The organism is Paenibacillus sp. RC67 (assembly GCF_030020805.1).
Lineage (GTDB): Bacteria > Bacillota > Bacilli > Paenibacillales > NBRC-103111 > Paenibacillus_S.
The window spans coordinates 4952026-4976407 of sequence record NZ_CP125098.1 but is presented as its reverse complement, the minus strand read 5'-3'; the positions used below and the strand labels follow the sequence as shown (position 1 = coordinate 4976407).

At 47.4% G+C, this 24382-nt stretch carries 21 protein-coding genes; 20 read left to right on the top strand and 1 reads right to left on the bottom strand.

Annotated features, from left to right (window positions below; all coding sequences use genetic code 11):
* Positions 1-9 precede the first annotated feature (9 nt).
* The 6 genes from QMA13_RS22795 to QMA13_RS22770 all read left to right on the top strand — a co-directional run bounded on the left by QMA13_RS22795 (position 10) and on the right by QMA13_RS22770 (position 5258).
* Positions 10-1095, top strand: a complete 1086-nt coding sequence (locus QMA13_RS22795) for a Gfo/Idh/MocA family protein (RefSeq protein ID WP_282936034.1) — start codon at positions 10-12, stop codon at positions 1093-1095.
* A gap of 21 nt (positions 1096-1116) precedes the next feature.
* Positions 1117-2034, top strand: a complete 918-nt coding sequence (locus QMA13_RS22790) for a dihydrodipicolinate synthase family protein (protein WP_282936033.1) — start codon at positions 1117-1119, stop codon at positions 2032-2034.
* A gap of 159 nt (positions 2035-2193) precedes the next feature.
* The gene (locus QMA13_RS22785; protein ID WP_282936032.1) at positions 2194-2880 is read left to right on the top strand and encodes an N-acetylmannosamine-6-phosphate 2-epimerase; all 687 of its coding nucleotides are present in this window, start codon (positions 2194-2196) and stop codon (positions 2878-2880) included.
* A 13-nt stretch (positions 2881-2893) separates the two neighbouring features.
* Positions 2894-3874 (top strand): ROK family protein, encoded by a 981-nt coding sequence (locus QMA13_RS22780; RefSeq protein ID WP_282936031.1) that lies wholly within the window; start codon positions 2894-2896, stop codon positions 3872-3874.
* A gap of 44 nt (positions 3875-3918) precedes the next feature.
* Positions 3919-4419 (top strand): NanQ anomerase/TabA/YiaL family protein, encoded by a 501-nt coding sequence (locus tag QMA13_RS22775; RefSeq protein WP_282936030.1) that lies wholly within the window; start codon positions 3919-3921, stop codon positions 4417-4419.
* A gap of 197 nt (positions 4420-4616) precedes the next feature.
* Positions 4617-5258, top strand: coding sequence for a hypothetical protein (locus QMA13_RS22770; RefSeq protein WP_282936029.1), 642 nt, complete (start codon positions 4617-4619; stop codon positions 5256-5258).
* Between the two features lie 127 nt (positions 5259-5385).
* Here QMA13_RS22770 and QMA13_RS22765 read toward each other — a convergent pair whose 3' ends face one another.
* Positions 5386-5985, bottom strand: a complete 600-nt coding sequence (locus QMA13_RS22765) for a TetR/AcrR family transcriptional regulator (RefSeq protein WP_282936028.1) — start codon at positions 5983-5985, stop codon at positions 5386-5388.
* 155 nt (positions 5986-6140) lie between these two features.
* On the opposite strand from QMA13_RS22765, the gene QMA13_RS22760 reads away from it, so the two are divergent.
* The 14 genes from QMA13_RS22760 (at position 6141) to QMA13_RS22695 (ending at position 24329) form a co-directional block, all read left to right on the top strand.
* Positions 6141-7388 (top strand): MFS transporter, encoded by a 1248-nt coding sequence (locus QMA13_RS22760; RefSeq protein WP_282936027.1) that lies wholly within the window; start codon positions 6141-6143, stop codon positions 7386-7388.
* Positions 7378-8022 carry a peroxiredoxin-like family protein gene (locus QMA13_RS22755; RefSeq protein WP_282936026.1) on the top strand — a complete coding sequence of 215 codons (645 nt, stop codon included), beginning with the start codon at positions 7378-7380 and terminating at the stop codon, positions 8020-8022. Before QMA13_RS22760 ends, QMA13_RS22755 begins: the two co-directional genes overlap by 11 nt.
* 140 nt (positions 8023-8162) lie before the next feature.
* Positions 8163-9617: a hypothetical protein gene (locus QMA13_RS22750; RefSeq protein WP_282936025.1), complete on the top strand. Its 1455-nt coding sequence runs from the start codon at positions 8163-8165 to the stop codon at positions 9615-9617.
* A 907-nt stretch (positions 9618-10524) separates the two neighbouring features.
* Positions 10525-12057 (top strand): hypothetical protein, encoded by a 1533-nt coding sequence (locus tag QMA13_RS22745; protein ID WP_282936024.1) that lies wholly within the window; start codon positions 10525-10527, stop codon positions 12055-12057.
* A 792-nt stretch (positions 12058-12849) separates the two neighbouring features.
* On the top strand, positions 12850-14283 hold the full coding sequence (locus QMA13_RS22740) for an L-fucose/L-arabinose isomerase family protein (protein WP_282936023.1): 1434 nt from the start codon (positions 12850-12852) through the stop codon (positions 14281-14283).
* Positions 14284-14307: 24 nt separating this feature from the next.
* On the top strand, positions 14308-15153 hold the full coding sequence (locus QMA13_RS22735) for a transketolase (protein ID WP_282936022.1): 846 nt from the start codon (positions 14308-14310) through the stop codon (positions 15151-15153).
* A gap of 2 nt (positions 15154-15155) precedes the next feature.
* The gene (locus QMA13_RS22730) at positions 15156-16100 is read left to right on the top strand and encodes a transketolase family protein (protein ID WP_282936021.1); all 945 of its coding nucleotides are present in this window, start codon (positions 15156-15158) and stop codon (positions 16098-16100) included.
* 2 nt (positions 16101-16102) lie between these two features.
* A complete protein-coding gene (gene glpK / locus QMA13_RS22725; RefSeq protein WP_282936020.1) occupies positions 16103-17608 on the top strand; it encodes a glycerol kinase GlpK in 1506 nt (501 codons plus the stop codon).
* A gap of 67 nt (positions 17609-17675) precedes the next feature.
* Complete coding sequence (locus tag QMA13_RS22720; protein ID WP_282936019.1) at positions 17676-18596, top strand: nucleoside hydrolase; 921 nt, start codon at positions 17676-17678, stop codon at positions 18594-18596.
* Between the two features lie 296 nt (positions 18597-18892).
* Positions 18893-19885: an ABC transporter substrate-binding protein gene (locus tag QMA13_RS22715; protein WP_282936018.1), complete on the top strand. Its 993-nt coding sequence runs from the start codon at positions 18893-18895 to the stop codon at positions 19883-19885.
* Between the two features lie 63 nt (positions 19886-19948).
* On the top strand, positions 19949-20962 hold the full coding sequence (locus QMA13_RS22710; RefSeq protein WP_282936017.1) for a FecCD family ABC transporter permease: 1014 nt from the start codon (positions 19949-19951) through the stop codon (positions 20960-20962).
* A complete protein-coding gene (locus QMA13_RS22705; RefSeq protein WP_282936016.1) occupies positions 20959-22002 on the top strand; it encodes a FecCD family ABC transporter permease in 1044 nt (347 codons plus the stop codon). The genes QMA13_RS22710 and QMA13_RS22705 overlap by 4 nt, the downstream gene beginning before the upstream one ends.
* Positions 22003-22070: 68 nt before the next feature.
* Positions 22071-22649, top strand: coding sequence for a nitroreductase family protein (locus tag QMA13_RS22700; protein ID WP_282936015.1), 579 nt, complete (start codon positions 22071-22073; stop codon positions 22647-22649).
* 222 nt (positions 22650-22871) lie between these two features.
* Positions 22872-24329 carry a helix-turn-helix domain-containing protein gene (locus tag QMA13_RS22695; protein ID WP_282936014.1) on the top strand — a complete coding sequence of 486 codons (1458 nt, stop codon included), beginning with the start codon at positions 22872-22874 and terminating at the stop codon, positions 24327-24329.
* The last annotated feature ends 53 nt before the right edge of the window (positions 24330-24382 follow it).

Below are 24382 nucleotides of genomic sequence, written 5' to 3'. Positions count from 1 at the left end.
TAGAGTGGGATGACGTCGATAGTGAACATTGGCATCATCGGCTGCGGTAATTTTGGTGCCGAACTGGCGAGAATTGTTGACAGCATAGAAGGGATGCGTACGGCATCGGTCGTCGGAGGGCAGGATGACAGCGCACAGCGTCTGGCCGGAGAGCTTGGCTGCGGCTATGAAATGGATGTACGGAGCCTCGTCAGCCGATCGGATATCGATGCCGTTATCGTAGCGAGTCCGAATTTTCTCCATAAGGAACACGTCCTGATGGCCGCTCAATATGGCAAGCATGTTTTTTGCGAAAAACCCGCTTCGCTATCGCTATCGGATTGCGACGAAATGCTGGAGGAATGCGAGAAAGCTTCCGTCCGCTTTATGGCAGGACATATTATGCATTTCATGGACGGCATCCGCCGGGTTAAGCAGCTCATATCAGCTGGGTCGATCGGCAAGCCGATTGCGGTTCATGCCGAGCGGACCGGATGGATGGAAGGCGGCGGCGACAGCTGGAAGCATCGTCCCGAGCTGACGGGCGGCTATTTGTTCCATTACATTCATGAGCTGGATCTTGTCCAGGCTTATATGGGACCAGCTCAAGAGGTGTATCTGGCAGGAGCAAGTCAATCTCAAGAGTCTGGGCAGGATGTACTGCTGCTTACTTTAAAGTTCCCAGGCCAAGCACTGGGCACTATGCAATATGGCTCCGCGTTCCGCTGGGGCGGGCATTCACTCAAAATCAACGGAACGGAAGGTGCCGTTCTGTTCGACTTCAAACGCTCGGAAATCGTCATCCGGCGTCCGGATGGCACCGAGCGCTTCGGAATGAACGGCTGTGCCGAGGAGGACGAAGCGCGCGTGCAGGGCTACCTTGCCATGGAAGGCAAGGTGGCGTTTACAACGGCGAGTGAACGGCCGCCGTTGTTTCTGCGAGGGCCGCTGCGGCTGGAGATGGAATGCTTCCGCGATTGCCTGCTCGGCAAGCCGGTGCCTCAAGAATTCGCATCGCTGTTTGACGGCTCGTCCGCCCGCTCGTCGATAGCGACAGCGGAAGCGGCAATGTCTTCGCTAGCGCATCAGGAATGGGTTCAAATCCAAACGAAATAATACGACTGGGAGATGGATACTGTGAGTTCATACGATCTAAATAAGTTTAAAGGTGTCATTATCGCCATGTATGCTTGTTACGATAAGGATGGGAACGTGTCGGTTGACGCGGTAAAGCGGCTTGCCCGTCATTATGCGACGATTGGCGTTCGCGGATTGTATGTTGGCGGAAGCACAGGAGAAGGCATGCTGCAAAGCGTAGCCGAGCGTAAGCAGGTGCTGGAAGCCGTTATGGAAGAGGTGCGCGGAGAACTTACGATTATCGTTCACGTAGGAGCGCCTTCAACCAGGGACAGCGTCGAGCTGTCCGTTCATGCGGAGTCGGTCGGAGCGGATGCGATTTCCGCAGTACCAGCCATCTATTACAGACTGTCCCCGCAAAGTGTGGAACAGCATTGGCAAGCAATGATCGACAGTACCTCACTGCCCTTCATCATCTATCATATCCCACAAACGACCGGATTCCAGCTGTCGACCGCTTTGCTTAGCAAAATGGCGGCTCAAGATAAAGTCATCGGTGTGAAGATCTCCTCTGAAAGCACATACGAGCTTCAGCAGTTCAAAGCGGCCGGCGGCCCGGATTTCCTTGTGCTGAACGGACCGGATGAACAGTATTTGGCTGGGCGCAGCATCGGGGCCGACGGAGGAATCGGAGGCACCTACGGCGTTATGCCGGAGCTGTTCATGAAGATCGAGGACTGCTTCCTCCACGGACAGATGGAGGAAGCGAGAGAGTGGCAGTTCCGAGTCAACGAGATCATCTCGGGCTTGCTGGCTACTCCATCCTTATATGGCGCTTGCAAAGCGATACTGCGGCTTCGCGGAATCGACTGCGGCCAGCCGAGGATGCCGCTGCTTCCGATTCATGAGCAGGATATGGCTCCTGTCGCGCTGCTTAACGAAAAGATTTTGCAATATATCGAGCTGGCTAAAGCGTGATCCGATTTTTATAATAAGGAATAGGCTAGGAATATAGGCGATTGATGCCAATGGGATGGAAGGGGACGGTATGGAGGGAAAATGGAGCTTGTATCGGTAAGAAATGTGAAGATACAGCGGCTTCCTCCATCGTCTCGCAGAAATGGAGGTTAAACGGAAATGAACGAAAAAAACGATATCTTTAGCCAACGCGGCTTGATCGTCTCCTGCCAGGCTCTGGAGCATGAGCCGCTGCACGGGGGCGATACGATGGCCAAGATGGCCAAGGCAGCTCAGCAATCCGGTGCCATTGGAATCCGTACGAATGGGGTGCATGATATTCGCGCCATCAGGGAAGCGGTGGATCTTCCCATCATCGGAATTATTAAGCGCGACATCCCCGGCTCGAGCGTATTTATTACGCCGACATTGGAAGAAGTGGAGGCTATCATCGAAGCCGGAGCGGATATCGTCGCACTGGATATAACGGACCGCGAAGGCCGCCTGGAGCAAGTGCACAGCCTGATCGACTGCGCCCACCAGTCGGGCGTTGCAGTCATGGCCGACGTCTCCACGTTCGAGGAAGGTATCGAGGCGGAGCGCCTCGGCGCCGACTTCATCGGCACGACGTTATCCGGCTATACGCCGTACAGCCGCCAGTCAGAAGAGCCCGACTTCGAGCTGATTCGCCGTCTAAGCGAGCATGTGAAGGTACCTGTGATCGGCGAAGGCCGAATCTGGACACCAGAGCAGGCAGTGCAAGCACTCGAAGCCGGTGCTACTTACGTCGTCGTCGGCAGCGCCATCACCCGCCCGCAGCTCATTACGGAGCGTTATGTAACAGCGGTCAATAAGCTGCTTAAGTAAAGGAGGTCCTTGCATGAGAAGGAGCGTATTCGACGCGAGGGCTCCCTATGCTATCGGTGTCGATGTAGGCGGCACGAAGATCAATACCGGCATCATCGATGCACAAGGCAATGTACTGGCCACGCACAGCATTGCTACGCTGGCAGCGGAGAAGAACGTACCGGAGCGGATTGGCCTTGCCGTTGAAGCGGTTATCGCCGAGTTCTGCCAAGCCGATACAAATTCGTTGGAGTCCAGGGTTGTCCAACTTAGGGGCATCGGAGTCGGCACGGCCGGACAGGTAGACTGGGAAGCTGGCAGTATCCGCTTCTCCTCTGATCTTATCCCAGGATACGGAGGAACGCCGCTTAGGCAGCTTTTACAAAAGCGCTTTGGGCTGCCTGTATGGGTAGACAACGACGTGAACGTGCTGGCTTTGACGGAGAAAACCCTTGGGGCTGGCCGCGGGGTGTGTCATTTGCTATGCCTTGCCCTCGGCACCGGAGTGGGCGGCGCCGTAGTGATCGACGGCAAGCTCGTTCACGGGACATGGGGCGGGGCAGGGGAGCTTGGCCACATGTCCGTGGATTTTAACGGACTGCCGTGCGTATGCGGCAGCATAGGCTGTCTGGAGCAGTATGCATCCGGCACAGGTATTGCCAAGCGGATGGCGGCCAAGCTGGCATCGCTCGGGCTACCCGAGCAAAGCATCGACGCGCGAACAACGATCACGCGATGGCAAGCCGGAGATCCGGCAGCATCCGATGTGATGCGCGAGACGTTCGCTGCACTCGGTTCCGCTATTGCATCGCTGCTCCATACCTTCAATCCCGAGGTTATTGTCATCGGCGGAGGCGTTGCAGAGGCAGGAGAAGCGCTGCTGGATGAGGTCCGCAAGGAAGTAGCCCGGCGAGCCATGCCTTCGTTTATGGATGACGTGCAGATCGTGCCCGCGTACCGCGGCAATTGGAGCGGCATGATCGGTGCCGGTCTTCAGGCGTGGACATACGTTTAGTCGAATTATTATGTCATCAAGCATGACCAGAAAGGAAGGTTCCAATGCTTGTAGGGAGTTTGGAGCAAGAAGAGAGCCAGCGGTGCGGGATGCATCCCGCTCTTTCCAAAGTGATCGATTTTTTGCAAAATACTGATTTTCGTCAGCTGGAAAATGGGAAATATACGATAGACAGTGACCGTCTCTATGTGAACGTGATGGAGCTAACTACCAAGTCCAAAGAGGATGCAGCGGCAGAAAAACATCGGCGGTATATCGACATTCATTATTTACTGAAGGGTGAGGAAAGAATCGGATGGTCGTTTCATGATGAAGAGATGATTCCTTCCCAAGCGTTTAACGAAGAGCAGGATTATGCATTGTATCAGGGTGTGGCTGACGAGCACTTTGTTAACCTAACTCCCGGTATGTATGTCATTTTATATCCGAATGAAATTCATCGTCCCGGTTTGTGCCAAGGTGCTCCTGCATCGATTCGCAAAGCGGTCGTTAAGATCGATATTGAGCTGCTAAAAATACAAGAAGCTGGCCCCTTTCTATTATGATAGGGGCTAGCTTTTTTTAAACCGCAGCATGATAGGCTGGGGGAAGTCAGAATGAAACATCTTTCCAATACCAAGCGTCAAAAGAAAGAGTTAGTCAACAATCTATCAAGGAAGCTCGCTTTAACCGACAAATACTATTAAGAGCTCTTTGCTGATTAGTATTATGAGAATGGAAGCCTAGCATAAGGAGGAATTTAATGAGCAAGCTAGAACAACTGCCAGAACCAGAAGCTTTAAAAAAGTTACTGAGAATACAAGCCGTATTAAATACCATTCTTTGTGAAGATGAATGGCTCCGTTATCACAGTTTTACTCAAGAATGGGACGAAGGTGTGTGTATGGCCAAAATAGATAACGGGTCAGGCGATCATCTCATCCTGTTATTTTCCCCGGAAGGCTCCATCATAAAGGGTTTTGATCATGAATCGGCATTGAGCCCGTATGCGCAAGACGAGCATAAAGTATGGCCGGGTATTTATGATAGTGTTCCGAAGGAATTACTAACTTTACTTGAAGATGAAGCGATTCAACAAGAAGATGTGACCTTTTGTATTTGGCGTACACCTAATGACTCCAGCTGGCAGAAGGGAAACATTGTAATCCCAGATGGTAATGATGATGGTTCCGGCTTTTTGCTGAGCACGATTTTCCAAACACCAGAGGATTTTGTCCAATTCTCCAAAGACTATTTTGAAATCACAGCGCCACTCGATCCAGTAGAGAACATTTATCAAGGTGCACCAATAACGGTTGATTTGATTAAAAAGATAAACCCCGACTGCGCCGCCGAGGATGTCTATCAAGAATTGGAATCATTAGGCTTAGTTAAATTGATGTAAGAAAAACGCCAAATATTTTATTAGAAAAACAGCCTGCCTTAATGGCAGGCTGAGCTGTCTATACACCTTATCGAACATGAAAAGGCAAAAGGGATCTCCCCACCGGAGTATCTTATACTTATGCAGTTCAATCCCCCTTCAAACAACATTGCTGAAGATAAGTAGTAAAACTGACAATATTCATTTGCATGTGCCTGTTGTTCCCTTCCAGCTTGCTGAGCATGATGCCTCCTTCCATTAAGGAGAAAGCAAATGTGGCCAAAGCATCCACGTCCAAGTGTTCCTTAAACTCTCCGCTTTGTATCCCATCATTAATAATGCTCTTCATCCTATCTAATGTACTGTGCAGACCCTGTTCAGCACGCTGACGCAGGGAGGGATGAGTATCGTCGCTCTCTACCGCCGTGTTCTGCAAGGGACAGCCACCGATGAATGGGGGGGCGTTCACTACATCCCCATAGACATGGAAAAATGCGAGCAGCCGGCCCGCTGCAGTTTCCTCTTTATCTAGTGCTTCATCGAATCTACTGCCGACTACGCTGGCTGCGTAGTTGTAGGCTTCAAGGGCAATTTCGTCCTTGCTGCTGAAGTGACGATAGATGCCTCCCTTCTTGATTCCTGTGGCTGCAATAATATCGTTTAACGATGAACCGGCGAAGCCTTGCTGGTTGAATAGTTCAGCCGATTTCATAATAATATGCTCCCGTGTTTGATCTCCTTTTTTCATGAGCCCTCCAATTGAACCATAATCCTTTGCAACTAGTATAACAAATTTTTTCCACTGCGCCCTTGCCAACCGAGGAATGTGTGCTACAATAAAAGAGACCGATCGGTATCTTTTATTGTATACATAGAAACTCATTAAATCAAGGGAGGGACACCATGCGGATAGATCAAGAACGATGGTATATACGTCACTATGCGTGGATCGGACTAACAGCACTATGGATCATCGGCTTTATCGGAGCCATTTCCCGTTTCATCATGGCTTCCTATCAAGTTCAAATAGCAGAGGATCTGCATGTCAGCAGAGGATTCATTTCAGCAGCATGGTCTACGAATCTGTTCATCGCCGCGCTTTGTGCTCCAATAGGAGGAAGGCTTGTCGACCGCTTTGGAGCGAAAAAGGTCATGCTGATTTCAAGTATGTTCAGCATAGCCGGTACTGGACTTGTATGTATCAGTCACCATCCTGCTGCCTTCTTTATAGGCTACGGTATTTTATCCGGATTGGCCGGACTTGCGGCATCGACCGCTTACGTACTGCTGTTCAGATGGTTTGAACGCCACAAAGCGAAAGCAGCTGGCATACTAAGCAGTGCCTCCTCTGTAGGCCTTGCCATTTGTACCCCTGTGTTCCTGTCCAATAGCAGCTTGTCATGGCAGGATGCCTTTCTATTATCAGCCTTACTCGGACTGGTCGTTACGGTGCCTATCATTTTGTTCCTCATACGACCAACGGAACGCAATAGCCTGATGAAGAATGAACAGCTCCCGCATACAGAAGATCCCCCCGCTGAGGCCCCTAATCAGCAAGTAGCCCATTCTCAAGGAGCCTTTTATTTGCCATTTGTCATCGTTGCTTTTGCCCTGTTTACTTGCGGAATTAACATGGGAACCGTGGAGATGAATTTGGTGGCAATTCATCAACTAGCTTCTGTCCCATCTGGAATGATCGCCTTATCCATGAGCATTCTTGGTGTTATGGAAATCATAGGTTCGCTTGTTTTCGGAAGCTTAATGGATATTATGAATAAGCGGTCAGCACTAATGCTGCTGTACGGTATTCGGATACTTAGCTTTGCCATTCTGCTGCTTCATACCTCCTGGTCTCCCATCCTGTTTGCCATTACCTTTGGAGTGACCTACTTGGGGGCCGTTCCTGGAGGCATGCTAGTAGCTAATGAGTTTACGAATAAGACAGGGAGGCTGATCGGCAATTTGATGCTGTTTCATCAAGCAGGGGGCATTCTGGGAGCCTTGGTCGGAGGGATTGCCTTTGACGTATTTCATAATTACCAAGTCTTAATCGTTCTGGATGCCGTACTGTGCGGCATTGCTGTAGTTGGCTATTCGGTACTTAAGCTTCGAAAATTCATTCACAAAGGAGAGCTGTATCATGCCGGTTAAAGAACAATTGGAATTAGCCAAGGCGGGCTTTATCGCTAACGCACCAGTAGAGGCACAAGCGGCCATTTTTCGCCATATAGAGGAGCAGCAGCAGTCCGGTATTCTTTACGGTTTGAAGGAAGGAGATAAGGCCCCGACCTTTACATTAGACAATTCGCTGGGTGAGCAGGTCACTCTATATGACGAGCTTGCTCAAGGTCCGGTTGTCCTGACCTTCTACCGAGGCAGCTGGTGTCCGTTCTGCAGCATCCAGCTTAGAGCCTTCCAGCAAGTACTTCCGGAAATTCAACTGCTCGGCGGTCAGTTGATTGCCATATCTCCTCAAAGCCCCGACAACTCGCTATCCCACAAAGAGAAAGAAAAGCTGGCGTTTCCGGTACTCAGCGATCCGCAAGGTACTATCTCCGACAGCTACCGCCTTTTGTTTGAATTGCCTGAATACCTTCAAGCCATTTTCAAACATACGCTGCGACTGGATCTTACCCAGTTTAATCAAATCGACCGTTGGGTGCTCCCGGTCCCGGCAACTTTCCTTATTGATAAGGAAGGGATCATCCAGCAAGCCCATGTCAACCCGGACTTTATGAAACGGATGGACCCTCAGGAACTGATAGATCAACTGAAGATGCTCTAAGAGATACTTCCCCCCGCGTCCATTTTGCAAAGCCAGAAAAAATAACTAGGGCTGTATTTGTAATTCTGGTAAATTCCATTGTTTATTTGTCCTGGAAACTATAAAATAAAGGTAGCAAAAATGATCCGGGGGAGATAATAGTGAGCGTTAAGATACAAGAGATTCCTCGATTCATATTTGATGAGCTGCTTGTTCTTATTGGGGAGAAAACACGGGAACGGCTGCTGAAGCTGATCCATAAAGAAGAAGAAGAATCCGATTTTGCTCTATCGATTGAAAACTACATCCGCAATATTATGAATAACATCTTTTTTAATGATGATGACGTAGTGGATTTGCTTGAAATTAAGTCTACTTATCATAGAAGACGCCAGCTAACGAAGAAAAACTGGTATAAGCAGCTGAAAAAAGACGTAGAAAGCAAAAAGAGCACCAGCATTCATGAGGAAAGAGAAGTACTGCTTCAATTCCTCAACAGTAAAAGCGCCGACGCCAGCTTTAAGGAAATGCTGAGTAATATTAAAGACGAACCAACCTTTGTGCAAAATCGCCTGGATGAAATTGAAGCTTGGGCTAATGACACGGAGACGCGTCTGACCGATTACCCCTACCTTGAATCCAAGCAGCAGTACCAGATCGAGAAAGCATTTGAGAATGATCTCGTGTATATTATCGCTGATTTTTTGAAAAATGCGCCGCGCAACTGGATTACTCACCGCTTCAAGGACTTGATTGATAACCCGATATTTGCCGACGGGAAAGCGAAATTAAAAGGAAATGTGCTGTTCGACTCCGAACAAAAGGCAACCATCATTTATGATGATTATAAAATGAGCGACAACCGCGTGCTCCGCTCATTTATATCTATCGAGGAGAATGAAGAAGTACAACTGGATAAAATGTTTTTGCTGGACGAGACGGATTCGGAGATTTTAGAGCATATCATCGAGCACCGATCGGAGCGGTTTTACACGGACAAAACCATTGCGTTTGATATTCGTCCGCTGTTGACCCGAATTTATGGCAATACAAGCCAAAAAGCCTACGATCTCATCACGAAACGATTGCAAAAAATAGGCCGATTCAGCTTGGAAGGTAGAACAACAGGACCAAATAAAGAGACGAAAACGACGTTCTTATATAATTTATTCGAATATGTCATCGTCTCGAAGGAAGATGCAACGGGCCGCCGATATGCCGAGATTAAATTCTCCGACACGCTTCATCAGCAATTTATTACGAAGCAAACGGTACAAATCTACAGTCACTTTATACATCGTCTAGAGAACCGTCTGTCTAAAATATTGATCTATGCCTTTCAAAAAGAGCGCCTGGACGCTTACTTGCAAGGCCGTAAGATGAAGCAGCATTTCGAATACAGCTTCTTCTCAGACCGTATCCGGTTTCGTTCCAAACGGATTGACAGCAATCTGAAGCAAATCGATGCTTCTCTTCAGGAGTTTAAAGAAGCCAATATACTCATTAATGATTACAAAAGGGTAGGGAACGGGTTTGAAATTATTTTGACACCGGTCACGGAATCGGAAAAAGCCGACTTTTTTACAGCCGGATCTACTCCGTTTCTCATCCAGTAGATTTTACTTTTTACGAAATTGACGTACTTTATTAATGTAAAAAGTGAGGGTGTGCTTTCATGCACGCTCTCTTTTTTTATGTTTTTACGGTTTTTAACCACAGTTTTTAACAAAATAGCGTACCTAGAATTCGCTTTTTACAAATATCACGTACCGAAAATAGGCTTTTTACAAGATTAGCGTACCGTAGAAAGAGCTTTTTACAATCTTAACGTACTCTTTGAAAGGCTTTTCTTTGTTAATTATTAACAATTTAGGTGTAAAACGTGCTTATCAAAATCATTTTTTTACAAAAATCGCGTACTTCTATTTCAGTTTTACAAAATACACGTACTTTAATCATGGTTTTTACTATAATCACGTACCATACTTCCTCATTTTTTTTCGATAAACCCCTGTGGGTTGAGAATCCGCGGTGTATAAGGGGTGATTTGGTTTTTACTAAAAACGCGTACTCCACTTTCGCCTAGAAATGATACGACTTTTACAAAATACACGTACTCTATGAACTCTTACATGATATTACCAAGGTTGCTATAATGGATGATGTTGAACTATAACTTATCCACATGTGGATAAAAAACCTACATATTCTATGCACTTGAACAGAAAAAAAGCCTCCATATAGAATGGAAGCTTTACAAAATGGAATGCTACCAACATCCCATTTTTACCGAGCACTACCAATGCTCAGTTTCAAAGGAAAGACATTCGGAATCGATCCCTGCCGCTACCAACGATAACGATCGAATCCTCACGTGACTAGCTTCTTCAACTTCTGAAAAAAATCAGAAGGCTAAGAGGCCTATTTAGCTATTGCCTTTCTCCTATTCTACCAAATCTCAGGATAAAAATCTATGAGGCAGGCAAACAAACTGTGAATTACTGACAAAGGAGGTGACCCTGCTTGAAGAAACTCGTATTTTTAAATAATCCTAAAGGTAGGGTCCACCTCCAGCCAACAAATCCTGTTGTGGTCAGTTATCGTTTTTTTCATGCCTTTAAAAAGATCGAGGAGCAGTATGAGTACAATCGGGATCAATTTCAAATCCGGAATGACGGTCGAGGAAGACTGATTCACCATATGACGAAATCCGATATCCAACTCTTTATAACCGTACAGACTGTTTTCAATACAAAAGGTAGATTAGAGTTTTGTAACCGGAATCGAATCTATCAAAAGCAGGTAGAATTGTTTGAAGAGCCTGTTACGAATGATCAGTTCTATGTCTCCTTTCAAAAATTCGTCGACCTTGGATTAATTCAACTTGTAAAAGAAGAGATCACAGGAGCGTACCATTACACTTTAAATGATTATCTTCAAGACGACACCGGCACCATCGGTTATTATTTCTTATTGCCTCCTGCGGTGTATACCCAGGCTTTTTACAAGCTTCCTTTAGCTGCACAAAAGTGGTATTTAGAAGGCGCTGCGCAGCAAAATGATAGCCCCCACAAAGTACTGGAAAAGAATTTGCGCTCCGATGGTAAAGACGGTGGACTGTATAGCTATCTACATAAAACAAATCTCAATCAGATCAAACAATTGATCGAAGTTCTAACCGATACACCGGTTTTGGACGGGCAACCTTTGTTTGCACCTAATGCCTTAATCAAACCCAATTCAACCGGTTACTATAAAGCCTCTTATGCGATTAACCCCTACTACATCATACCGAAAGAAAAGGGCACTTATTATCATGAAGTTATCAAGCCGAAGAAGACTTATCATCGGATGACCTCATATATTAAGTCGCAATTATTCACGATGGGGATAGGCGATCTGGAAGAACACAATGATGGCCAAACCCTAATCCAACTCGTCAATTTAATGAAGAAAAAAAGCTATTCCTTCATTCGCTATGTATTGTTAAAAATAAAAGATCTGCATAGTAAGCACCTCGTGTTTCCTTCGGATATTATCCGGTTCATTAGGGAAGAGGTCAAAAATAAAGGAATGGCTGTGTACTTGGATATAGCCAAAAAAACGGGTGTCTATTCCTTTATTGCACCTAAAAGTACAGATGAATTAGGTCATCGTTTATCCGAATTCACAGCGGCGATGAGTCGATTTGATTTGAATACATTCCGTAACCTTTGCAAGTCGGCGTTACCTATCCTGAACAGGCAATACACCCGTATGCCTGTACTTAGTCCAGTTGTTTATAAACGTGCGAATGAGCAGTTGGAACGCTTGATGGGAAGGTCGTCGGCTGAAGAAATTCATTCGTATGCCTATAAAATGCAAGTAGATCTTCATGAGTATCGAATGTTTGAAGATATTGCTCTGCAGAAATTACACCGTGAAGCTCCTAATGAAGTAAAACAATGGATGTTAAGCGAAATCCGAAAATTACCTAAATGGGAGCCGGTCCCCGATGTTCCTTTCAACTTTAACGTTGAGGATCTCCTTTTAAATCTACATAGCCCTTGTCACTAGCTCTCTTTTTTTAAAAGACAATAAAAGAGGGCTGTTCGTATTGCTGTTTATGTCCGGAAATCAAATTCCCTCTAGCCTTCTATCATTTAAGAACATCTAATATTTATTCACTCATCCCATTTCTTCTTATTCAAACGTATAGGAATGCAAGGGCAGCCTCTCTATATAAGATAAAAACAGATTTTAATATGTTGATTCATTGCATAGTGTGGGTAGTTGAGAAAGCTTAGGTAATTATTGCTTCAGTGATACTATATAAAAACAGAATAATGAACAGGGCAATAATAGGAACAATGGGGATAACGAATAAAATAATAGGAAGAAAGCAATCTATCTGTGGATATGTAAAATATTCATTTTTATTTATAAATATTCATCTGTTTTATTCTTTCTTTTAAAAATAAGTTCTGTTTTCATATAGATTTAAGATAATCCATCTGTATTTAAATAAAAAAGTCGCTCGAATCGCTTGTCACACGGGTGCTGCTACATTCTATAAGAGATTTATTATTTAAGAGATTTTTATTTAAAAGAGAATAGTATTAAGGGGGATTCAAAATTCCCCATTCCTCCAAATTTCAGTTGTTTAGTAATTTTAGTTTATTATGATACAGATGTTTAGGCAATAAAAAGAACGATTTTAAACTTAAATTTTTAGTTTAATTAACTAAAACTAAACTAAACAAATCGTTGACGACGAAAAAAAGCCGTGATAACATGAATTTAACTTAATATTTACAGTAATATTTTAGTTATTATTTAGTTTATTTTAGTTAATTGGAGGTGTAACTGTTGAAAAAATTAAAGCTAGGCTACGCACCTACGCGCAGATTCGTGTTCAGCGCAGAGGATGCATTTAAGTACAAAGTAATGATTAAAGAAAAGATTGAAAGCTTCGGACTGGGCATCGATATTGTGGACTTGGAGGGCATCAACTCGGAAGGACTGCTGTATGATGACAACATTAATGCGGACCTTATCATCGACCGATTCAAGAAGGAGCAGGTAGACGCAGTATTCGTTCCGCATTGTAACTTTGGAACGGAAGATACGGTAGCACGGGTGGGTAAAGCATTAGGCAAGCCGGTGCTGCTGTGGGGGCCTAGAGATGAGGCGCCGCTAGAGGATGGCATGAGACTCAGGGATACACAATGCGGATTGTTCGCTACAGGTAAAGTCCTTCGCCGGTTTAACGTTCCCTTCACTTATGTTACGAACACCCGTGTAAATGATCCGGTCTTCGAGAGAGGATTCACCAATTTCATAGCAGCGGCGAATGTCGTTCGTCAATTCCGCGGGCTGCGTATTCTACAAATCGGACCGCGTCCTGCCTCCTTCTGGACGATGATCTGCAACGAGGGTGAGCTGCTTGAGCGTTTTGGTATTGAGATTCATCCGATTACGCTCGTGGACATACAACGTGCTTCTTCGAGAATTGAGAAAGGCAGCTCCTCCGAACTTGCTCAAGCGATAGATTATATCAAGGAGAAGCTGGATTGGTCAGAAGTGACGGAAGCAGACGTCAGACGGATCGCTTCGCTTAAGGTAGCAATGAACCAATACGCTCTGCAGACAGGCAGCTCGGCGATTGCCATCCAGTGCTGGTCTTCGCTTCAGGATGCGATGGGTATTATGCCCTGTCTTGCCAATGCAATATTGACCGATGAGCAAATTCCAGTTACCTGTGAAACAGATATTCACGGTGCGATTACTTCTGTTATGGTGCAGGCAGCTTCGATGAATCAGGCGCCGACATTCTTTGCAGACTTGACGGTACGTCATCCAGAGAATACGAACGGAGAGCTGTTGTTCCACTGTGGTAACTTCCCGGTATCCCTATCTGTCGAGAGCAAACCTAGGCTGCGGAAGCACTTCCTGTTCGATGACCACTCACCGGGGACCCATGAAGGAGAGATTAGGGGAGGCAGCATGACGTTAGCACGTTTTGACGGAGACCATGGGGACTACCAGCTGTTTCTGGGCCGTGCAAAGGGCATACCTGGTCCTTACACACGCGGATCTTACGTATGGGTGGAAGTAAACGATTGGCCGTTATGGGAAGAAAAGCTGGTGCAAGGGCCCTATGTTCATCACTCTGTAGGGATTCATGCGAATGTCATTCCTGCTTTATATGAAGCTTGTCGGTACATCCCAGGCTTGACACCGGATGCAGTGGATCCGACGGAGAGCGAAATTCAGGCTTGGCTGAGAGGGAAGGGACTATAATCCTAATCCTGAGGAGGAATGACTATGGAAGTTAGGGCGCTTCAAGTCAAAGCTACCGAAATTCGGATGGAGCTGCTGAAAATGATTCATAGGGCTAAAACCGGTCATACGGGAGGCTCGCTGAGCAATACGGATATTTTAACGGCTTTATATTATCGTATTATGACCATTGATCCCCTCCGTCCTAAGGCGGCTGAACGTGATCGGTTTGTGCTTAGTAAAGGACATTCGGTGGAGTCGCTGTGGGCGATTTTGGCTGATCGCGGCTTTTTTCCGAAGGAGGAGCTTACGACCTTCAGTCAGTTCGGCACGAAGCTGATAGGCCACCCTAATAATAAGGTTCCTGGAATTGAAATGAACACTGGTGCGCTTGGCCATGGACTGTCGGTAGCTGTTGGCATTGCACTGGCGGCCAAGCGGGATGGCAAGAGCTATCGCGCGTTCTGTCTCATGGGCGACGGGGAGCAGGCGGAAGGCTCCGTATGGGAAGCTGCCATGGCAGGGGCACATTATAAGCTCGATAACCTTGTAGGCATCATCGATCGGAACCGCTTGCAAATCAGCGGCACTAATGAAGAGGTGATGGGGCTTGATCCATTGGAGGACAAATGGGCTGCATTCGGTTGGAATGTCGTTTCAATTGATGGAAACGATATGAAAGCGCTTGTCGAGGCATTCGAAACGGGACCTGCTGCCAGTGGAAAGCCTACTCTTATTATGGCGAATACTGTGAAGGGCAAGGGTGTATCGTTTGCAGAAAACGCGCCCCATTGGCACCATCACGTTCCGAATGATGAAGAGCTGAAACAAGCGTTGGCGGAGCTAACAGCTAAGCTGGAGCTTTACAGCCAGGAAGGTCAGGTGAGCTAGCCATGAATACGATTCCTAATCGGCAGGTCATTTGTGAGACGCTGTTAGAGCTTGCGAAGGATGATCGAGATATTATGGTGCTTACGAGCGATTCTCGCGGATCCGCAGCGATGGCTCCATTCGCCAAGGCTTATCCTGAACAGTTCGTTGAGGTGGGCATCGCGGAGCAAAATATAGTCGGCATCTCGGCAGGCCTTGCCCATAGCGGAAAGAAGCCTTTCGTAACGTCTCCTGCGTGCTTCCTCAGTATGCGCAGCATTGAGCAGATCAAGGTCGATGTTGCTTATTCAGGTACGAATGTGAAGCTTGTCGGGATTAGCGGTGGTATAAGCTATGGGGCCCTGGGGATGTCGCATCATTCCGTACAGGATTTGGCGGTGGCACGTGCTATTCCTGGTCTGGCTGTGATGATGCCAGCCGATCGCCACGAAACGAAACGAATGACCGAAGCGCTGGTCATGCACGACGGTGGCGTTTATGTCCGCATTGGTCGCAATGCGGTTGAGGATGTGTACGAAACGGATGACTTTGAATTTGTCATCGGAAAGGCTGTGATGATGCGTGATGGATCAGATCTCACCATCATTGCAGCAGGAGAGACGGTTCGCATCGCTCTGGATGCCCACGAGGCGCTGAAGGAGGCGGGCGTATCGTGCCGGGTAATCAATATGCACACAATTAAACCGCTGGATGAAGAAGCGATTCTAAGTGCGGCAAGAGAAACGGGACATCTAATCACCGTAGAGGAACACAGCGTGCTCGGGGGCTTGGGAGCGGCGGTAGCTGAAGTAGTCGTGCAGAACAAGCCGGTACCGATGAGGATTCTTGGGATTCCTGACGAGCCTGCAATCGCCGGTAAGACAGCGGAAGTATTCCGCCATTACGGGCTTACGGCAGACCGCATCAAACAGATCGCGCTTGAGATGCTTGGCCGGCAGAAGAGGTAGCTATGGAGAAACGATATATCCTCGTGATCGATCAAAGCACCTCCGGTACGAAAGCGCTTATCGTGGGACGTACAGGAGAAATTGTCTCCCGAAGCTCTGCCGAACACAAACAGTATTATCCTCGTCCGGGCTGGGTTGAGCACGACCCGGTCGAAATATACGAACGGGTAAAACAAACGGCAGAGCAGGCACTGCAATTGGCCGGCATCGCACCCGGAGAGCTGGCGGCAATGACGTTGACAAATCAGCGTGAAACCGCTGTACTATGGGATCGTATTACGGGTCTTCCGGTGCATCCTGCCGTCGTATGGCAATGTCAACGCACTTCGGAGCAGTGTGCGCGATATAAATTATCGGGACTGGAAGCTAAGGTCCGCTCCAAAACCGGGTTAATGCTCGACCCCTATTTCTCCGCCACCAAATTTGCCTGGATGCTGGAGCATGCTGCTGAAGCAAAGGAGAAGCTGGCTGAAGGTCGCTTACTTGCCGGTACAATCGACAGCTGGCTGCTTTGGAAGCTGACCGGCGGGAACGTGCATGCGACCGACTATTCTAACGCCAGCCGTACATCCCTTTATAATATTCATACACTGAGCTGGGACGAGGAACTATGTGAGCTGTTCGGCGTTCCATCTGTATTGCTGCCTGAAGTGAAATTTTCGGATGATAGCTTCGGATACACCGCTGACCAGGATCTGTTTAATGGTATCCAGATTCCTATATCCGGTATTATTGGTGATTCGCAGGCGGCGCTGTTCGGCAATCAGTGCTTTCAACCCGGGATGGCAAAAGCTACTTATGGTACGGGAACCTCCGTCCTTATGAATATTGGTGAGAAGCCTCCTTCTTCGGAGCGGGGACTTGTTAACACAGTCGCATGGGGGGCCGGAGGCAAGGTAATCTACGCACTGGAGGCGATCATCCGCACCTCTGGAGATTGCATCAAGTGGGTGCGCGATAACTTGGGGCTGTTTCAAACTTTTGAGGAGATGGAACAGCTGCTTAGAGAGACGAAGGATAGTGAGGGGGTATACTTGGTGCCAGCCTTTGTCGGCCTTGGAGCACCGCACTGGGACCCTGATGCTAGAGCTTCTATCTCTGGGATAAACCGAGGGACCCATAAGTCGCACATTATCAGGGCGGCTCTCGAGAGCATTGCTTATCAAGTGTATGATGCCGTTCAATTGATTGAAGCCGAGTCCGGCGTTCCACTTCAAGAGCTGCGTGCCGATGGAGGAGCAACGGGAAATCAGTTGTTGATGCAGTTTCAGGCGGATCTTTTGTTGCGGCCCGTGGTCAAGTCCGAAGTGGCCGAGCTATCGGCCATGGGATCTGCGTATATGGGAGGACTGGGCGTTGGCTTCTGGAGCTCTTTGGAAGAGATCGTATCTAGTTTGTCCAAGCGGCAATCCTACGTTCGTTACAGCCCACAAATGGCGGTGAAAGATCGAGAAGCTTACTACCAGGGCTGGCAGCGTGCTGTGGCCTCCGTGCTCCAGCGGATTTAATTCATTATATGAACTGATTTAGAGTGGGAATCGGGCATTTAGATTCATGGAAGCGGAGGCAGGATAAATGAAAACGACATGGATGCCGTACGATGTGCCTAAGGGGAAGCAAATCCGAGTGATCATGAATACAGATGCGAACAACGAAGCGGATGATCAATTTGCCATTGTCCATGCGCTGTTGACCCCGCGATTTCAGATGAAGGGTATTATCGCAGCGCATTTTGGCACTAATCGGTCGAAAGAATCTATGCTGGAGAGCTTCAGGGAATGTGAATACATCTTGTCGCTTCTGGGTGAAGCAGGACGCGTGCCGTTATTGAAAGGAGCGACTGTGGCGCTGCGGGATGAGAAGACGCCTGTATTGTCTGAAGGGGCGCAGCTTATCATCGACGAGGCGCTGTCGGGAGACTCCGCTCCGCTCTATGTTGTTTTCTTGGGGCCGCTGACGGATTTGGCTAGCGCCTACTTGGCGGAGCCGTCCATCGCGGATAAGATGACGGCGTTGTGGATCGGTGGAGGGAAGTGGCCGGAAGGAGAAAGGGAATTTAATCTGCTGAACGATATTCATGCGGCCAATGTTGTGTTTGAATCGCCCATTCCGTTATGGCAGGTACCGCGTAACGTCTATGGCAAAATTCGGGTAAGCCTAGCGGAGCTGGCTCTCAAAGTAAAGCCATGTGGCGAGATCGGTGAGTATTTATTCACACAGCTGATCCAATTGAACGATAAGCTTGGCGATAGCGGAGGCAAATTTCCAAAGGGAGAAATGTGGGCTCTGGGCGATTCACCAGCGGTCAGCCTGCTTATTGATGAGCAACCATACGATTACGAGCTTAAGCCGGCGCCACGTATTACGTCTGATATGCACTATGTGCATTATCAGAAGGAGCGTGTCATTCGGGTATATCATGACGTGGACGCGCGTTTTACCCTTGAGGACATGTATGCCAAGCTTGCATTATTTGCTTCAGGGAAAGAGCAGTAGCCAGTGGGAAATAATTAGGGAATAAGCAAACATCCATGCAAATATCCATGGACCGGATCATAAACTGATTCGGTCATTTTCTTTTATTAAGGTAATGCAGGGGGCCAATGCAGATTTGAGGACATGATTGTTCTTGAAGAAAGGGCTCTTTGATCAAGTACAGGACAAGGCTTAGATAAATTCAGTATAAGAAACGGCTAAAATTAGATATGTACAAGGGGAAGCACGCCTCCTATAATTGATAATAATTATCAGTATCAGCTGAAGAGGATCTATTTACGGGGGGAAGCAAACAGATGAGAGCTATTAAAATGATATTGGTGCTATTCTTGGCGCTGGCAGTTTCGGCTTGCGGACAATCGAGTGCAACCGGAGGCGGAGAGAAAAGCAATGGCAGTTCGGCAGATGGCGGAAAGCCGACGCAAAGCACAGCAGCGAATACAGAGAAGACGATTAAGCACGCTATGGGTACCGCTACGTTGAAAAAGAAACCGGAACGCGTCGTTGTGTTGTTCAATGGCGCTGTAGATATTGTAATCGCACTGGGTGTGAAGCCTGTCGGGGCTGTTGAATCTTGGGATCAAAAGCCTTGGTACAACTATTTGCGCCCTCAGATGGAAGGTGTCAAGAACTTGGGTGATGAGCTTCAGCCGAATGTGGAAGCCATTATGGCTTTGAAGCCTGACTTGATCATCGGACAAAAAACACGCGATGAAAAGATTTATCCCCAACTGAATAGCATCGCCCCTACGATTATTATGGAGGAATTGTTTGATTGGAAAGAAAACATGAAGATCACTGCCGAAGCACTCTACAAAGAAGACGAAGCAGCGAAATTCTTCAGCGATTGGGATAAACGTGTAGCTGAATTCAAGCAAAAGGTTGGTAATAAGCTGGCGAATACAGAAGTATCGCTTATCCGCTTCGAGAAAGATGGCAGCGCACGGATCTATGTTACAGGTTTTGCAGGGACGATATTTAAAGAGCTTGGACTTAGTCGGCCAAAAGCTCAGCAGGTGGAAGGAAAGAACGTGGTCAACTTAACTTCGAAAGAACAGATGTCTCAGCTCGACGGAGACTTCATTTTCGACATCACACAGAGCACAAGCGATCCTAATCATGCGAAATCACAGAACGATTGGACATCTCATCCGCTATGGAAGGGCCTAAAAGGGGTCAAGAACGATAAATACTTCAAGGTTGACGTCGTGTCCTGGAATTTAAGCGGCGGTGCCTTGGCAGCAAAAGCATTGCTGGACGACTTGTACAAATACTTCGATATTAAATAGTTTAGAATGCCAAATGAATGAGCTGGGTGCTCATTCATTTGTGCATCACAGGGAGATTCTAGGATGACAGTAAGCAAACTTACAAATGGATGGAAGTGGAGCGGGTTGCTGATCGGCAGTATCGTCATGCTCTTGTGTGTAGTATCGAGCATCCTGTTCGGTGCTACGAACTACAGCTGGCATACGGCTTGGGAAGCAGCTTTTCATTACAATGAAGAAGTAACGGATCAAGTCATTATCCGTACAACCCGGATACCAAGGGCATTTATTGCAGCGTCGATTGGTGCGAGTCTTGCTATTGCCGGAGCGCTCATGCAGACCTTAACGCGCAATCCGCTTGCTGCACCTAGTGTGCTTGGTGTGAATGCCGGTGCCTCCTTTCTCGTCGTATTGGGGGCTGTCGTATTCTCGGTTTCATCCATGCAAGTGTTGATGGTATTAGCCTTTATAGGAGCGGCTGGAGCGGCAGTCATTGTATATGTACTGGGGTCGGTTGGTCGTGACGGATTGACTCCGCTAAAGATTGTTTTAGCCGGAGCGGCAATGACTGCCTTGTTTTCTTCCTTTACCCAAGGCATTCTCGTCTTGAATAAGCAAGGACTGAACACGGTGCTCTATTGGCTAACGGGTACCATAGCGGGACGATCACCCGATAATTTAATCGCAGTTCTTCCCTATATGGTCATTTGCTGGGTGGCGGCATGGGCCATCGCGAGGGATATGAATCTCCTGATGATGGGAGAGGATACGGCTAAAGGCTTGGGACAGAAGACGATCTGGATTAAAGTGACGGCTGGGACCATCATCGTTATATTGGCTGGAGGCTCTGTATCCGTAGCAGGCCCTATCGGCTTCATAGGAATTGTCATCCCGCATATATCGAGATTCTTTTCAGGTGTTGACCATCGTTGGGTTATACCCTACTGCGCAGTGCTAGGAGCGATTCTGCTTCTTGCAGCCGATTTAATAGCGCGCTTCATCATGATACCAGAAGAGATGCCTGTTGGCGTCATGACTGCGATTATTGGCGCCCCATTTTTCATGTACATTGCGCGAAAGGGGTTATCACGATCATGAAACAATATATCCCTTTTCGCTCAAAGCAAGGCAGTCTGTCCATTCTTATGCACAAGAAAACGTTGTGGGTCTCGCTAGGGCTTCTATTAACTTGTTTGCTTATTGTGATCCTTAGCACCGGGATGGGAGAACTGAATATTTCTCCGTGGAATGCCATCCTTGGTATTATCGGAGCTGGTTCTGACGATTATTCGATGGTCATACAGAAGCTGAGGCTTCCGCGAATTATTGTTGCCTTACTGGCAGGAGCATCGCTTGCTGCGTCAGGAGCAATGCTGCAGGGCATCGTCCGTAATCCGCTCGCTTCGCCGGATATTATGGGAGTGACGGGGGGAGCATCTGTTGCAGCTGTAGGTTTTCTTACTTATTTCGCTGGCAGCGTGAGCATTCGCTTTCTGCCATTTGCAGCCATACTGGGAGGCGCCGTCGTCTCCATAATATTGTACTTGCTAGCATGGAAACGCGGCATAACCCCGTTTCGACTTATTTTGGTCGGCGTCGGCATGTCTTCACTTATGTCAGCGGCGACCACGATGATGATTATGTTCAGCCCCAAAAACGATGCAGGCCAAGCGTATTTATGGCTAACTGGATCGGTGTATGCCACCAATTGGGAGAACGTCCTGACGATACTGCCTTGGACGATTATATTGCTTCCGCTTTCCTTCGTGCTCGCTCGCCATGTCAATATCGGACAGCTTGGGGATGACATTTCGGCCGGAGCAGGAAGTTCAGTCGAGCTGAATCGGCTCCTCCTTCTGCTCGTCAGTGTCGCACTCGCCGCCTCAGCCGTTGCTGTAGCTGGAGGCATCGGATTCGTTGGGCTCATTGCACCGCACATGGCGCGCAAGCTGGTCGGTTCCAGCTTTGAGAATGTGCTGCCTGTCTCCGCTTTGTTAGGCGGCGCTATCGTCATGTTGGCGGATCTTGTAGGGAGAACCTTCTTTCTCCCGCTGGACGTCCCTGTAGGTGTATTTACTTCCGCTGTAGGAGCGCCATTTTTTATCTATTTATTGTATGCAAGACGGAACTCAAGATAGGATGGGCAAGCAAGTCAATGTGCATAACTTTTAAAACATGAAATCGAGAACAGGGAGGCTGTACAAGTATGACAAGGACAGATACGAAGCAGGCAGGAAGTGTGGCGGAGCTGATTAAGCAGAGAAGAACCGTTAGATTATTCAAGAGTGATGCGGTTTCCGCTGAACTGTTGACGGAGCTGCTGAATGTGGCGGTATGGGCCCCGAACCATGGACACAGAGAGCCTTGGAGGTTCATCTTGTTTCAGGGAGAAGGGAGAGCCAAGCTTGCCCAGGCGATGGTTCAGACCTATTCGGCCGAAGATCGGGAGAAGCATGGAAACAAGAAAATGGAGTATTTCATGCAGGTCCCGGCGCATCTTGTTATTGTCATGCAAGAGGATCCTAGGCAAAAAGTATGGGATGAGGATTATGCGGCTGTCTGCAGCCTGATTCAGAACTTCCAGCTTGCAGCATGGGAGCAGGGACTTGGTGTCGTCTGGAAAACGAATAATTACGGTTACGATCCCAAATTTAGGAATGCTATCGGAATGCAGCCGGGTGAGAAAATTGTTGGTGTGCTGCACGTTGGCTATCCAGAAGTTATTCCACCTGCAAGGCCGCGCACTTCAGCCGAAGAGCGGTTGACTATTGTAGAACATACGTAAATTAAAAAATGCACTTGAATAACCCTTCCCAACAGCAGAAAAACCATCTATACTACAATAGGTGATAATGATTCTCAATGTTGTTGGAGAAGGTGAAGTGTGATGGTGCAGATGTCGAATTTACAATATCCCCTGATTTTCCTCTCCTCTATCCATAAACGACGGTACCGTAAGTACCATACCCTGCAATTTCCAAAGATTCCTTCTGATCTATTATGCGTTGTGACTGGTGGTAAGGGATTGGTGCGGATTCAAAATCAAATGATTCCCCTAGATCCTAATCAAATATTTTATTTGAAGCCTTCTACGGAGATTGAAGTCATGCTGGAGTCCGATTATGTGAACTATTATTTGCTGACACTGCGTCCTGTTACGGTAACTAGGAAGAAAGGCAAATGGTCATGCGATGTCTCGAAGGGCAATGAAGCCTTATTTCCTCTGGGGAAGTTGCCTTTTCAGCATATAAAAGTATGGCTTGAACGAGTAGAACGGCTGTATGCTGCAAGTAAGGGGAAGTCGTTGTCTACTTCTTTTGAAGTCCAGCCCCTTTTTCAAAGCTTCATCCAAGACCTGCTTCAGGAATTACCAGAGCAGAGAGGAGTAGAACCATCGAGCAATGGAATCGACGAGAGCATCGGGTATATGTACAAGCATTATTACGAGAAAATTAAGCTGGATACGTTAGCGGATATTGCCGGCTTAACCGAGACGTCCTATTCCAGAAGCTTCAAGAAGGCTAAGGGGATCACGCCGGTCCAATACTTGAATCAAATTCGGATTGAAAGCTCTAAGGAGTTTCTGAAGCAGGATTGCTCGATCCAGGAAGTTGCCGAATCTGTCGGGTTTGGGAATGAATTTTATTTTAGCCGTATATTCAAAAGAACCATCGGTCTATCCCCTACCATCTATATGAAACGCAAGCAACTGAGAGTGGGAGTAGCTTCCTGCTATAGATACCAGGAAAATCTCCGCACCTTGGGGACCGAAGCCTTGTATGAAATGAACGGATATACCATTGAACAACTAGATGCGGAAGAGTATCAAAGATTCGTTCAGGTTCAATTGGATGCTATGCGTGAAGCGCAGCCTGATATGATTTTGTCCGACTATCGGCACTTGCCTTTCTACGATCGTTTGAAGGACATTGCTCCGACCATTTGTTTCGACTTCACGATGGACTGGCGCCAAAATCATTGGAGAATTGCCGAGCTGGTAGGCCGGGAGAAAGAAGCACAGCATAACTTCGACCAGATGGAACTAAAGGTTAATTATGCTCGAGAAGTGCTATCTCAACTGATCGGAAATGAAACGCTATCCATCATGCGATTCTATTATGGCAAGTTCCGCGTTTACGGTATGACCGATCATCCCTTAAATCACTTGCTCTATAAGGAGCTTAGCCTGAAGCCCGGTAGCTGTGTACCGCAGCATGAACGGAGCAGGGAGTATGCGCTCGGAAATATGCCCCCCTTCGAAACGGACCATCTGCTGATCTATAAGCATCACATTCAGCCCGCAGATGAAGCAAATTTCAAAGTACTGCTCGCTAGCGAAGGGTGGAGCACGATGAAGGCAGTGCGTAAAGATCAGATTCGATTCACCCCGAATTGGATTGGCATGAGCTGGTCGCCTACTGGACAGAATCAGATTATCGACTATTTGCTGGCCGCTTATTCATAGGATTGAAATCTCATTAAGGTAGACCTCAATTTCACTCGAAAAGTGGAAATTGA